General features: G+C 72.7%; 10 protein-coding genes. 2 read left to right on the top strand and 8 right to left on the bottom strand.

The window, feature by feature from the left end; genetic code table 11:
- Positions 1 to 6: 6 nt before the first annotated feature.
- Both GBN72_RS27515 and GBN72_RS27510 read right to left on the bottom strand, forming a co-directional pair.
- Positions 7 to 636: a Tat pathway signal sequence domain protein gene (locus GBN72_RS27515; RefSeq protein ID WP_151774648.1), complete on the bottom strand. Its 630-nt coding sequence runs from the start codon at positions 634 to 636 to the stop codon at positions 7 to 9.
- 99 nt (positions 637 to 735) lie between these two features.
- Positions 736 to 1,647 (bottom strand): hypothetical protein, encoded by a 912-nt coding sequence (locus tag GBN72_RS27510; protein WP_151774647.1) that lies wholly within the window; start codon positions 1,645 to 1,647, stop codon positions 736 to 738.
- Between the two features lie 496 nt (positions 1,648 to 2,143).
- On the opposite strand from GBN72_RS27510, the gene GBN72_RS27505 reads away from it, so the two are divergent.
- Both GBN72_RS27505 and GBN72_RS27500 read left to right on the top strand, forming a co-directional pair.
- Positions 2,144 to 2,767, top strand: a complete 624-nt coding sequence (locus tag GBN72_RS27505; protein ID WP_151774646.1) for a DUF6230 family protein — start codon at positions 2,144 to 2,146, stop codon at positions 2,765 to 2,767.
- An 88-nt stretch (positions 2,768 to 2,855) separates the two neighbouring features.
- On the top strand, positions 2,856 to 3,401 hold the full coding sequence (locus GBN72_RS27500; RefSeq protein WP_246212958.1) for a DUF6114 domain-containing protein: 546 nt from the start codon (positions 2,856 to 2,858) through the stop codon (positions 3,399 to 3,401).
- A 74-nt stretch (positions 3,402 to 3,475) separates the two neighbouring features.
- Here GBN72_RS27500 and GBN72_RS27495 read toward each other — a convergent pair whose 3' ends face one another.
- The 6 genes from GBN72_RS27495 to GBN72_RS27470 all read right to left on the bottom strand — a co-directional run bounded on the left by GBN72_RS27495 (position 3,476) and on the right by GBN72_RS27470 (position 12,570).
- Entirely contained in the window at positions 3,476 to 6,946 is a 3,471-nt protein-coding gene (locus GBN72_RS27495; protein WP_151774645.1) for a DNA polymerase III subunit alpha, read from the bottom strand.
- Positions 6,947 to 7,173: 227 nt separating this feature from the next.
- Positions 7,174 to 8,076, bottom strand: coding sequence for a S1 family peptidase (locus tag GBN72_RS27490; protein ID WP_151774644.1), 903 nt, complete (start codon positions 8,074 to 8,076; stop codon positions 7,174 to 7,176).
- A gap of 610 nt (positions 8,077 to 8,686) precedes the next feature.
- Positions 8,687 to 9,283 carry a GTP-binding protein gene (locus GBN72_RS27485; RefSeq protein ID WP_151774643.1) on the bottom strand — a complete coding sequence of 199 codons (597 nt, stop codon included), beginning with the start codon at positions 9,281 to 9,283 and terminating at the stop codon, positions 8,687 to 8,689.
- Positions 9,267 to 9,593, bottom strand: a complete 327-nt coding sequence (locus tag GBN72_RS27480; RefSeq protein ID WP_151774642.1) for a DUF742 domain-containing protein — start codon at positions 9,591 to 9,593, stop codon at positions 9,267 to 9,269. Before GBN72_RS27480 ends, GBN72_RS27485 begins: the two co-directional genes overlap by 17 nt.
- Positions 9,594 to 9,607: 14 nt before the next feature.
- A complete protein-coding gene (locus GBN72_RS27475; RefSeq protein ID WP_151774641.1) occupies positions 9,608 to 10,054 on the bottom strand; it encodes a roadblock/LC7 domain-containing protein in 447 nt (148 codons plus the stop codon).
- Positions 10,051 to 12,570 (bottom strand): nitrate- and nitrite sensing domain-containing protein, encoded by a 2,520-nt coding sequence (locus GBN72_RS27470; RefSeq protein ID WP_246212957.1) that lies wholly within the window; start codon positions 12,568 to 12,570, stop codon positions 10,051 to 10,053. Before GBN72_RS27470 ends, GBN72_RS27475 begins: the two co-directional genes overlap by 4 nt.
- Positions 12,571 to 12,623: the final 53 nt, after the last annotated feature.

Raw genomic sequence — 12,623 nt, 5'->3', positions numbered from 1 at the left:
GGCCGTTCAGTTGACGAACACCTTGCCACCCGGGCCGGAGACCGGCTTGTAGGTGGCGCTGAACCTGGTCACCAGCGGGCAGGTCGGCTCGCTGTTGGTCAGGTTGAGCGGCTGGTTGGTGAACGTGATGGAGTTGTCCGTGTTGCTGGCGGTGCCGGTGATCGAGGCCGCCTCGTAGACGCACTCCACGGGACCGAACAGGCTGTCCAGCTCGCTGACCGCCCTGATCGGGGAGACGGTCACCGTCTTGTTGGAGTGGACGGTGGCGCTCGCCAGGTCGACGGCGATGCTGTTGACGCCCGTGGCGCCGGGCAGCGAGATGGTGCAGGACGGGGCGCTGATGCCCACGGCGACGTTGCTCTCCGTGGCGGTGCCCGGGGCGGCCGGGTTGGTCGCCACCTTCGCCGCGAAGCTGGAGGAGGAACAGTTGACCGACCCGACCGGGACGGTGCTGCTCAGCGAGACCGTCCCGGAGGCCGACAGCTGGGCGCCGACCGGTACCGCGGCGCCGCCCAGACTGGCGTAGGTGAGGACGTTGTTGGCGGTCGGGGCGGCGGTCGCCGAGGTCATGCCGCCGAAGGAGGCGGCACCGGCCAGGACGGCTGCGGCCAGTAACGCGGAACGCCTGTTGCGCATGATGGAGCCCTTTCGTCGAGGGTGTGTGGGGGAAGGGCATCGTGCACGAGGTGGTGCTGAGGATGGTGCCGAAGGCGGCGCCCGTCGGCGCCGCCCCACTCAGCCGCGGGCGTCGTTCAGGGCCGCGGTGAGCGACTGGAGGCTGCTGTCGATCGAGATGGCGACGTCCACGTCGTCGAAGGAGATCGAGTTCCCGGAGGCCGAGGGAAGATCGAACAGCGAGTTGACGATCCAGTTGGACTCGCCGAGGGCCAGCAGACCGCACCTGCTGGCGCCGGGGATCGCGAAGTCCGAGTCGGTCAGCTGACCGTCCAGCATCCTGAGCGTCACGGTGGGGTGACCGTTCGGGTCGAGCACCTGGCTGAGCTGAGGCCGGTTGGGCGCGATGGCCTGCAGGACGATCGGGTTGCTGTTGGTGCCGACGTAGCACTTCGGACCGAGCAGCGGGTGCTCGATCTTCAGCTTGATCGGCAGCTCGAAGATCGGGTACTGGCTGCCGGCCGCGAGCGGCGTGAAGTTCTTGATGTCGCCGGCCGGTTCGACCTTGACGTCGGCGCTGGTGACACCGGGCCAGAAGTTCGACAGGCCGGGCAGCGGTGCCTCGGTGACGGGGGCCTCCAGGAGGCCGTCGGTGGCCGGGGCGGTGTCGTAGATGTTGGGCCGGCTGGTCCCGGTGTCGGCGCGCGGGCCCGCGGCCGACCAGCGGAACCCGAAGTCGATCTCCATCGGGGAGCCCACCGGCACGGTGTAGTCCCCGATCGAGAAGGAGCCGGAGCCGATGGTGGTGTGGACGCAGCCGACCTGGCGGTTGTCCGCCTGGGTCAGCAGCGCCGAGCCGACGGGACAGGTGTCCATGCCCGTGTAGGGCTCGGCCATGGTGACCTCGGCGGCCCCGGCGGGCGTCGTCTGCAGGGCCAGCAGGGCGGCCACCCCGGCGGCCGCGGCTCCCAGGGTGCGCAGCGCGCCGCGTCCGGGGCGGGCTCTTTCGGCGGTACGGGCGGTTCCGGTCATGTGCACGAGCTCCTCGACGTAGGTGGCGAAGGGGGGTGCGACAGAGCGGTGCGACGGCCGGCCGGCGCACCGGCGCCACGGTGCGCGGGCCGGCCATCGCCGGGAAACCCAATTGGGTTTGTATACCTGCCAGTTGGGGCGGTCAAGGCGATGGACGGAATTTTGTTACCCGAGGTAAGTGCACGTCGGGGGCGGTTTCCGGCCGCCACCTGGCCGGAAGCGCATACTCCGCCACCCGGCCCCGGACGCCCGGGAGGCGGCCCCGGAACCCGCCTTCGCGCAGAACCTCAGCACCGGTGACCTCGATATCAACACCCTTTCTCCGCAAGCCGATTGACCGCGTTCGACACTCACGGGTAACTTGCGGTAATCCCCCCACATCTCCACACATCGCCAGCAGGACGGGAAGCCCGGCGGTGTTCGACAGGGGGAGTCCGCGCCAGGATCTGCCCACCCGGTTCGCACCTTCCATGCCGTCATCCGAGGAGAGCCGTTCATGACAGAGTCCGTAACGCCCGCCAAGGGCAGAGTCCGGCTGCGCCGCTGGGCCGTGCTCGGCGTACCGGGGGTCGTGGCCACCGCCGCGCTGACCGTCCTCACCGCCCAGGGAGCGCTCGCCGTCTCCTTCAACATCTCGTCGATGGCGCACACCATCAACGCGGACAAGCTCAGCGGCACCGGTCTGGCCCAGTACGGCGGCCGGGACCGCACGAGCCCGAACAACCCGATCGAGAAGGGCGTCTACAAGAACGTCTTCATCACCACGATCAAGGACGCCGAGATCACCAACCTGTGCCAGGCGGTGCAGATCGGTGCGGCGTACCTGAAGATCACCGCGGGCGGCAAGGGCACGCCAGCCGCGGCCACCAACCTGGCGACCGACTCGGACGTGCTGACCGGCAAGAGCGCCTCCTTCTCCGGCCTGGAGATGGGCCGGGACGCCTCGGAGCTGAACAAGAGCTTCTCCACCGGCCCCGCCGGCACCTTCGGCCTCCAGGCGGACACCATCGAGGTCAAGAACGTGTACCAGCACAACTGGGCCACCACGGCGGGGGCGATGACCCTGCCGGACCTCAGGATCGAGCTCACCCGCGACGGCTGCCCGGGCGAGGGCAACTGACCCGCAGGCCCCTGCGCCCCGGCCGGGAGGAACCACGCCCCGGCCGGGGCTTCGTCCGATCGGCGACACGGAGAAGGAGCAACTGGCGGTGGCCAGCGACAGCACACCTGAGAACACGCCCGACCCGTCCGCGTCCACCGCGGCCCTCGAGGCTCACGACACGTCCGGCACCACGGCACACTCCACCACGGCGGACTCCACCGCCGCGGGCGCCGAGAAGCCGCGCCGGGTCTCCCGGTTCGCCGCCTGGCGGTGGCGCCGGCCCTTCTGGGGCGGCCTGCTGCTCACCCTGGCCGGCACCCTGATCATGATCATGATGGTGCAGGGCTCCCTGGAGGTGGCCCTCGCCTCCGGCCCGCGCGGCGTGGTCGGCTACATCCTGCCCGCGCTCATGATCATCTGCGGCGTGCTGACCCTCTTCAGTCCCGCGCAGCGGGTGTTCTACTCGATCGTCGGCCTGCTGTCCTCCCTGGGCGCCTGGGTCACCTCCAACATGGGCGCCTTCATGATCGGCACCATCCTCGGGGTGACGGGCTCGACCCTGATCTTCGGCTGGCTGCCCGAGCAGGGCCCCCGCGGGAAGAAGTCCCGGCGGCGCAAGCGCGAGGAGGCGCCCGCCGCCCCCGCCGTCTGACGCGACCCGCCTCCGGGCACCGGCCCCCGGCGCCCGGTCCCTGGCCAGCGGCCCCCGCCCCGCGACCGAGGCGTTCACCCGGCGCTGCCCGGACTGCTGTGCCAGAGCTTCCGCCCCGTGGGCGTCCCGCCGTTCCCCGCGGGGCGGAGGTCCGCCCACGGGTGCATCTCGTACCCGGTGGGCATCCGGATGGTCCGGCCGCCCTCGTCCCGCCGCTCGCCGCCGCCCTCCCGCAGCGCGCTCTGCTCGGCCAGCGTCTCGGCCAGCCGCGCCGCCACCCGCTCCAGCCCTCCCTCGGCCCGCAGCCCGGCCAGCTCCGCCAGGTTCCAGGCGACGGCCCCCACCACGCTGAGGCTGCGCGCGCCGCGCCGCTGCACCGTGCCGCGCACCAGCAGCAGCCAGGAGTGGAAGACGGTGTGCGCGCAGGCGTCGTGGGAGTCGTCGAAGAAGGCCAGGTCGACCAGGCCGGTGCCGTCGTCCAGGGTCGTGAAGATCACCCGCCTGCCGGACCGGATGGGCGGGGTCTGGGTGGCCACCTTGGAACCGGCCACCAGCACCGTCTCCCCGTGCCGGGCGGTGCGCAGCCGCTTCGCCGAGGTGACGCCCAGTTCGGCGAGGAACTCCGCGTGGTCGTCCATCAGGTTCCGCGAGGCGTCCATGGAGAGCACGCCCAGCTCGGCGCTGAGCCGCTCGCCCTCGCTCAGGTCGGGCAGGCCCGCCGCGGCGGTGCGCTCCCCGCCGGTCAGCGGCAGCTGTTCGGCGCCGGCGGTCCGGGCGGCGCCCCGGTGCAGCTCGCTGACGTGCAGCCTGAGGTCACGCCGGTTGGCGCCGAACGCGTCCAGCGCGCCCACCTGGGCCAGCCGGTCGGCCACCGGACGGCTGGGGCGGGCCCGCTGCCAGAAGTCCAGCAGCGAGGAGTACGGCTGCCCGTCGGCGATCCGCCGCGCCTCTGCCTCACTGATGCCGTGCACGTCGCTGAGGGCGAGCCGCAGCCCCCAGACGTCTGATTCCCCCTGATTTCCACCAGACACTAGTTCGATACGGTGGGTGACGCCGGACCGGTTCACGTCCAGCGGCAGCACCGGGACGCCCCGCCGCCGCGCGTCCGCCAGCAGCAGCCGCTTGGGGTACATCCCGGGGTCGTGGGTGAGCAGCCCGGCGTAGAAGGCCGCCGGATGGTGCGCCTTCAGCCAGGCCGACTGGTAGGTCGGCACCGCGAAGGCCACCGCGTGCGCCTTGCAGAAGCCGTACGAGCCGAAGGCCTCGATGATCTCCCAGGCGTGCGCCACGGTCTCCGCGTCGTACCCGCGGGCCGTCGCGTGCTGGGCGAACCAGGTCCGGATCCGCGCCTGCGAGTCGGGGTCGGAGAGTCCGCGCCGCACCCGGTCGGCCTCGCCCCGGCCGCAGCCGGTCATGATCGCCACGATGTCGATCAGCTGCTCGTGGAAGACCACCACGCCGTAGGTGTCACGCAGCGCCGGCTCGAGGTCCGGGTGCGGGTAGCGGGCGGGTCTGCGTCCGTGCCGGGCCTCGATGAAGGGCCGCACCATGTCGGCGGCGACCGGGCCCGGCCGGAACAGCGAGATGTCGACGACCAGGTCGTGGAAGGTCTCCGGCTGGAGCCGCCCCACCAGGTCGCGCTGGCCGGGCGACTCGATCTGGAAGCAGCCCAGCGTCTCGGCGGACTTGATCAGCCGGTACGTCCGCGGGTCGCCCTCCGGCACCGCGTCCAGGTCGACCCGCTCGCCCGAGGCGCGCTCCACCTCGGCCACCGCGTGCGCCATCGCCGACTGCATCCGCACGCCGAGGACGTCCAGCTTGAGCAGGCCGAGGTCCTCCACGTCGTCCTTGTCGAACTGGGCCATCGGGAAGCCCTCGCCGCTGGTGGGCACCACCGGGGTGCGCCCCAGCAGCGTGGCGTCGGAGAGCAGCACGCCGCAGGGGTGCATGGCGACCCCGCGGGGCAGCGCGTCCAGCGCCTCGACCAGCTCCCACATCCTGCCGTACCGCTCCTTCTCCCCGGCCAGTTCCTTCAGCTCGGGCAGTTCCTCGAGGGCGGCGCGGGCGTCGCGGGCGCGGATGTGCGGGAACGACTTGGCGATCCGGTCGATCTCCGCGGGGTCCATGGCGAGCGCGGCCCCGACGTCGCGGACCGCGTGCCGTACCCGGTAGGTCTCCGGCATGGCGACGGTGGCCACCCGCTCGCCGCCGAACCGGTCGAAGATCCTCCGGTAGACCTCCAGCCTGCGGGCGGACTCCACGTCGACGTCGATGTCGGGCAGCACCGCGCGCCGCTTGGAGAGGAACCGCTCCATCAGCAGCCCGTGCTCGACGGGGTCGGCGTGGGCGATGCCCAGCAGGTGGTTGACCAGGGATCCGGCGCCGGAGCCGCGCGCGGTGACCCGGATGCCCATGGCGCGGACGTCGTCGACGACCTGGGCGACGGTGAGGAAGTAGGTGGCGAAGCCGTGGTGGGCGATGATGTCCAGCTCGTGGTGCATCCGCTCCCAGTACTCCCGGCGCCGGCCGTAACCGCGCAGCACCATCCCGGCCGCCGCGCGGGAGGCCAGCACCCGCTGCGCGGTGCGCCGCTCGGCGCCGACCAGGTGCGGCTCGGGGAAGTGGACGCTGCCGATGCCCAGGTGCTCCTCGGGGTCGACCCGGCACTCCTCGGCGGTGGCCCGGGTGTGCTCCAGCAGGCGCGCCGCCGAGCGCGGGCCCAGCCCGGCGGCCTCGGCGATCCGTGCGGCGGCCTCCCCCATGGCGTCGGCGTCCTTGAGCCACGCCTCGCCGGAGTCGAGCCCTTTCGCCGGGTCGACGGGGACCAGACGGCGGGCGGAGTCCAGCACGTCGGCGACCGGGCCCATGCCGGGGTCCGCGTACCGCACGGTGTTGGTCAGCACCGGCCGCACGCCCTGCTCGGCGGCGAGGCCGAGGGTGCGGGCGGCCAGTCGCAGCGAGCCGGGGCCGGTGCCCTGGAGCCCGTGCCAGACGGCCTCCAGCCGCAGCGCGTCCCCGTACCGCGCGCGCCAGGCGGCGAGCAGCGGCACGGCCCGGTCGGGGCGTCCGGCGGCGAGGGCGCGGCCCACGTCGGAGTCGGGGCCCAGCAGCACGGTCACCCCGTCGGCGTACAGCGCGTCCGCGGGCAGCAGCGGGACGCCGCCGCCCGCGTGGGCGGCGGTGATCAGCGCGCACACGCCGGCCCAGCCGCGGGCCCCGTCCCGGGCCAGGAAGGTCGCCCGGGGGGCCGAGTCGTCGACGAAGGCGCCGCCGCGCACCGGTGCCCGGCGCCGCCGGGGCGAACCGTCCCGGTGCTCCGCCCCGGCCGGCGGCTCCACCGCGAGGTCCACGCCGAACAGGGGGCGGACACCCTCCGCGGCACACGCCTTGGCGAACCGGACGGCTCCGGCCACGGTGTCCCGGTCGGTGAGGGCGAGCGCGTCCAGGCCCCGCTCCGCGGCGCGCCGCACCAGCCGTTCGGGGTGCGAGGCACCGTGGCGGACGGAGAAGCCGGACGCGGTGTGCAGATGGGGGAAACCCGGCATGCGCACCTCCCGGCCTGCCTGTCGTCCCGTCCTGCCGGTCGGAACGACTGTCGAAAACAACTATCGAACAAACGTTCACCCTCCTCTCCACCATAGACCACGTTCGAATCGCGAGGCGACCTCGGCCACCCCCGCCCCACCCTCCGCCCACCCGCCCCGAACAGCGGAAACCCCCCGCACGCCGGGCGTGCGGGGGGTTCCCCGGGAAGATGCGGAAGAGCGACCGGTCAGAAGACCCGGACCCCGTAGGCGTTCAGGGCCTCGACGACCGGCTGGAAGAACGTCGTGCCGCCGGAGGAGCAGTTGCCGCTGCCGCCGGAGGTCAGGCCGTAGGCGATGCCGCTGGTGGAGTACAGCGGACCGCCGGAGTCCCCGGGCTCGGCGCAGACCGTGGTCTGGATCATGCCGCGGACGATGCCGTCGGCGCCGTAGTTCACGGTCGCGTTCAGCGCGGTGACCCGGCCGCTGTGGGTGCCGGTGGTGGAGCCGCGCCGCGTGACGGTGGTGCCGACGCTGGGCGTGGCGGCGCTGGTGATGTCCACGCTGCCCACGGTGCCCGACTTGGTCACCGAGGTGTTGGTGTAGCGCACGATGCCGTAGTCGTTGCCCGGGAAGCTCGAGCCGGAGGTGGTCCCGAGGACCGTGGTGCGGCCGGAGTTCGAGTACCAGGAACCCGCGCCGTCGGTGCAGTGGCCGGCGGTCAGGAAGTAGTCGTTGCCCGCGCTGTCCTTGACGTTGAAGCCGAGGGAGCAGCGCCAGCTGCTGGCGTAGATGGCGTCACCGCCGGAGATGTACTTCTGGAACTTCCCGGAGGTGCGCTTGATGGTCAGCGCGCCGGCCTTGTCGCCGGCCTCCTTCTTGATCTTGTTGATCTCGGCCTGGGACACCGTGCTGTCGACGGTGACGACCACCCGGTTGGTCTTGGAGTCGACGGCCCAGGCGGTGCCCGCGACGTCCGCGCCCAGGACGGCGTCACCCGCCGCGGTGAGTTCGCCGGCGCTGAAGGTGGCGACTTCGTCGGCACTGGCGGAGGGCACCGCGATCGCGGCGGCGGCCACCAGGCCGGTTGCCACGGCGAGCAGACGGGTTCGTCTCGTGACGCCGTTGGGGGTCGTGCGCTTGATCCTCACTCTTCGTTCCTCCACTTGGGAAGTCGGGGGCCCGCTTGTGGGGGCGCGGGCCCGTGAGGCGCAGCCGGGTGGCACGGACGACCGGGATTGCCGGACCCGCCGTGCCCCTGACAAGCGCTGCAGGGAGTATTCGGCCGGTCGACCGAGCCGCGCAAGGGTGCCTTTCGGCCGCCCGGCGAGGACGGCGTCGCCAAGCGCATTCCCCTCCCGTCCGGGCCACAGACCCCCAGCTCAGCGAAACCGCGCGGATGCAGCAACGAGGGTGCGCGCGCTCCTCCCACCCCACCTGCCGCCCCCTCCGCCCCTGGCCGGAACACGACCGTCCGCTTCCGTCGCGACGGCTCTACCTCGGCAATTCCTCACCGTCACTTCACACGCCGTTTTCGGACACGTGTTTCGGACACCCACCCCGACGGCCCCCACCGGACAGCGCCGAAGACCCCGCCGACGCGGGCCGGCCGCCGCCCCGGCACCTCCGGGACGGCGGCCGGCCCGCCACCTCGCACCGACGTCACCCCACCGGTGTCACCTCATGCCCACGTCGCCTCACACCGACGTCGCCTCACACCGACGTCGCCTCGCGCCCACGTCACCTCGCGCCGACGTCACCTCACACGAGTGCCGCGGAACGCTCCCGGCCGGCGGTGCGCTCCCGGATGACCCGGTCCATCAGCACCACCAGGACGTCCCGCACCGACCGGCGGTCCCGCGCGTCGCAGTCCACCACCGGCACGTCGTCGTGCAGCCCCAACGCCTCGCGCACCTCGTCGAGTTCGAACCGCCGCGCTCCCGGGAAGTGGTTCACCGCCAGCACGAACGGGGCACGCTGCGCCTCGAAGTAGTCCAGCGCCGGGAAGCAGTCCTCGATCCGCCGGGTGTCGACCAGCACCACCGTGCCCAGCGCCCCCTCCACCAGGTCGTCCCAGAGGAAGGAGAACCGGTCCTGGCCGGGCGTCCCGAACAGGTAGAGGGAGATCGCCGGGTTCAGCGTGATCCGGCCGAAGTCGAGCGCCACGGTGGTGGTGGTCTTGGACTCCACCCCGTCCAGCGAGTCGACCCCCACCGACACCTGCGTGATCGCCGCCTCGGTGTCCAGCGGCTCGATCTCGGAGATGGCCCCGATGAACGTGGTCTTGCCGACCCCGAGCCCGCCGCTCACCACGATCTTCACGGCCAGCGGAACCATCTTGTCAGAGCGCCCGGACATGATCCCTGATCCTTTCCAGCGTATGGAGCGAGAGCTCCGCGGGTTGGCGGCAGGCGAGATGCCCGGTGTCGACCAGGTCGGAGATCAGCACCCTGGCGACCCCCAGCGGGACCCCCACCCGATGCGCCACCTCGGCGACCGTCATCGGGTTCTCGCACACCGCGGCCACCCTCTTGCGTTCGAAGGTCAGCGACTCGTCCGGCGGACGGACTGCGACCACCAGCGTCTCCAGTCTCAGATCGCTCTGCAGCGGCTCCACCCGTCCACCGGTGATGATGAACGGCCTGACGAAACTGTCGTCCTCTTCCATGGGCTGCTCACCGTTCACCGGGGCAGGGACTGGCGCAGGTCGGCGATCAGGGCCGGGGTGAGCAGGTCGCCGGCCCGTTCCGCGAGCACGGCCATCTCGTAGCCGACCAGGCCGAGTTCGCCGCTGCTGTCGGCGAGCACCCCGAGACAGCTGCCGTCCCGGATCGCCGAGACCAGCAGGAATCCTCGCCCCATCTCGATCATGATCAGCTTCACGCCGTCGAAGCCGTACCGCCGCGAGGCGCTGCGCGCCAGGCTGGACAGCCCCGACACGATGGCCGCCAGGTGGTCGGCCTCGGTCCGCCCGAGCCCCTCGGAGACCGCGATCAGCAGTCCGTCCGAGGAGACCGCCACCGCGTCACGCACCCCGTCGGTGTTGCGGACGAAGGCAGCGAGCAGCCAGTTGAAGGCCTGCGAGTCCTGTTGGGTCGGCGCTGCGTTCTGGGTGGGAACTGTGGTCACTTCGTCTCGCCCTCGTCACTCACGGCATCCTGGGGCGCACGGGCGTCGGCGGCCGCGCCGCGTTCCGTGTCCCTCTCCTTCTCCTTCTGGACGCTGATCCCGCCGCGCAGGTGTGCGCTGCGCAGGGAGGAGAGCATCCCGGAGACCTGCTCCGGGGTGCGCTCCCGCTCCGGCGCGGGAGGCAGCGGCCGGGCCCCTGCCCGGTCGGTCTCGTCGACCGCGGCGCCGATGGCGCTGCGCCGCGGGCGCTTCACCAGACCGTTGCGGGTGCGTGCCGCGTCCGCGCCGCGGGCCGGTTCGGGCCGCCGCTCCCCCGGGCCGGCGGCCTGGGACGCCGCGATCTGCGGACGCGCGTGCCGGGGCGAGGGGGGCGCCTGCCGGGAGGTGGCGGGCACGGGCCTGGACACGGGGGGCGCCGGCCTGGACGCGGAGGGCGCCGGGCGGCCGTCGGCGGTCACCGGCACCAGGTTGGGACCTCCGGAGGCGGCGACTCCCGCGCGCGGAGCCGGCAGCATCGCCTTCTGGTCGAGCCGGCTGTCCACCAGCACGTCCTCGTCCGACTTCCCGGCGGGCGTCTTCGGTTCGGCCAGGAGGGTGGCGGGCAGCAGCACCCGGGCCACCACTCCCGCCGTCGGGGCCTCGCCCACCCGCACCTCGATCCCGCACTTGCGGGCCAGCGCGCCGACCACGAAGTGGCCGAGGAAGCGGCCCGGGTCGGCCATGAAGCTGGCCCGCCCGGAGAGCCGGACGTTGGCCTCGGCGAGGGCCTGGGCGTCCATGCCGAGTCCGTGGTCGACGATGGCGATCAGGTAACCCGCGCTGGTGCGCCGGCCCTCGACCTCGACCTCCGACTCCGGGGGCGAGAAGTTCAGCGCGTTCTCGACGAGTTCGGCGAGCAGGTGGGCGATCTCGGCCACCACCGAGCCGGACACCCCGACCGGCTCGATGCGGCGCAGCACCACCCGCCGGTACTCCTCGACCTCGGAGAGCGCGGCGCGCAGCACGTCGGTGACGGGCAGCGGCGTCGACCACGGGCGGGGGCTGGACTCGCCGGCCAGCACCAGCAGGCTCTCGGCGTTGCGGCGCATCCGGGTGGCCAGGTGGTCGAGTTCGAAGAGGTTGGCCAGGGTCGCCGGGTCGGCGTCCTCGTGCTCCAGCTTGTTGATGAAGCTCAGCTGGCGGCGGACCAGGTTCTGGTTGCGGCGGCCCAGGCTGACCAGCGACTCGGTGGCGTTGCGGCGCAGCACGGCCTGCTCGGTCGCCAGGTCGAAGGCGGCCCGCTGGACGCGGTCGAAGGCCTCGGCCATCTCCAGCACCTCGGCGCCGGCCTTCTCCGGGACCCGGAGCGGCTCGGGCGGCTCGGGCGCCTCCCGCAGGTTGCTGTTCTGGATGGCGGCGACCGCCAGCGGCAGTCGCTTGCCCGCCACCTCCCGTGCCTGGTGGGCGAGTTCGGCGAGCGGGCCGGAGACGGTGCGGACGCAGTCGAGGGCGAGGGCGCCGAGCGCCGCGACGGTGGCGAGCGCCAGCAGGCCGAAGAGCACCAGGTCCTCACCGGCGTCGCTCTCCAGTTCGGAGGCCCGGCTCTCCACGTCGTGGTCCAGGGAGACCTGCACCTCGCGCAGCCCGTCGATGGTGGACGTCGCGCTGGTCCACCAGGCCGTGGGCGGGATCTCGGCGGCGTCGAGCAGGCCGCCTCCCCGGACCGCCCGCCGCTCGTACCACTCGGTGCGCTTGGCGTCGGGGGTGCCCAGGGCGGCGTCGAGGCGGCGCTCCTGGGTGGTGGTGGCCACCGAGGGGAAGGCCGCCAGGGAGGCGAGCCGGCCGGCCCGGATCTCCAGGAAGCGGCCGTGGTCGTCGCCGCGGAACCGGCCCGTGGTCACCGAACCGAGCAGGACCGCGCGCTCCTGGCCCGCGAACTCCTTCGCCTCGCCGAGGATCTGAAGCGCACGTCCGGCGTCGTACAGCGTGTGGTCCCGGACCTCGTCGAGACCGAGGTCGAGCCCGTCCAGCGCGGCGATGACGGCGGTGAAGTAGTCGAACACCTCCGTCACCCGGACGCTCCGTGCGTCGGCCTTGGCACGGATCCCGCCGAGCGCGTCGAGCCGGCCCAGGACCTCGCGTACCGAGGCCGCGCGCTGCTCGTCCTTGTGCCCCCGCAGCGCCTGGTCGAGGACGGCCCGCGCCGTGTCGGTGGCCTTGCGCTGCGCGGGCAGCCGGTCGCTGAACTGCCCCACGCCGCCCAGGTTTCCGGCGGTGAGACTGCGCTCCTTCTGCAGCTCGTGGACCAGGCCCTGCAGGGTGATCTCCAGGCGGGCGTTGTCCGCCGTGGCGGAGGCCGTGCGGAAGGTCCCGATCTGTTCGGCGGCGGCGGTGCCGAGCAGGGCCAGCAGGACGGCGAGGGCCAGGATCAGGACCCTGAGGAGCCTGGTGCGAAGGGAGCGGGGGGCCTTCCGGCCCGTCCCGCCACGGGCGGCGCGCAGACGCGCGGCGGCCGATGTCGGAGTGACTGCGTCCACTGAGGTGCCTTAAGTGGGAGGCGAGTTGGTGAGGAAGAGAAAAGGTTCTGCCC

Source organism: Streptomyces abyssomicinicus (genome assembly GCF_008974245.1).
Classification (GTDB): domain Bacteria; phylum Actinomycetota; class Actinomycetes; order Streptomycetales; family Streptomycetaceae; genus Streptomyces; species Streptomyces abyssomicinicus.
This window is presented reverse-complemented; position numbering and strand designations above follow the sequence as displayed.

Bases quoted from the DNA above. Each gene is read 5' to 3' on its own strand.
- GBN72_RS27480 (WP_151774642.1), bottom strand. From the start codon at position 9,593: ATGGAAGAGGACGACAGTTTCGTCAGGCCGTTCATCATCACCGGTGGA.
- GBN72_RS27505 (WP_151774646.1), top strand. From the start codon at position 2,144: ATGACAGAGTCCGTAACGCCCGCCAAGGGCAGAGTCCGGCTGCGCCGC.
- GBN72_RS27485 (WP_151774643.1), bottom strand. From the start codon at position 9,283: ATGTCCGGGCGCTCTGACAAGATGGTTCCGCTGGCCGTGAAGATCGTG.
- GBN72_RS27495 (WP_151774645.1), bottom strand. From the start codon at position 6,946: ATGCCGGGTTTCCCCCATCTGCACACCGCGTCCGGCTTCTCCGTCCGC.
- GBN72_RS27515 (WP_151774648.1), bottom strand. From the start codon at position 636: ATGCGCAACAGGCGTTCCGCGTTACTGGCCGCAGCCGTCCTGGCCGGT.
- GBN72_RS27510 (WP_151774647.1), bottom strand. From the start codon at position 1,647: ATGACCGGAACCGCCCGTACCGCCGAAAGAGCCCGCCCCGGACGCGGC.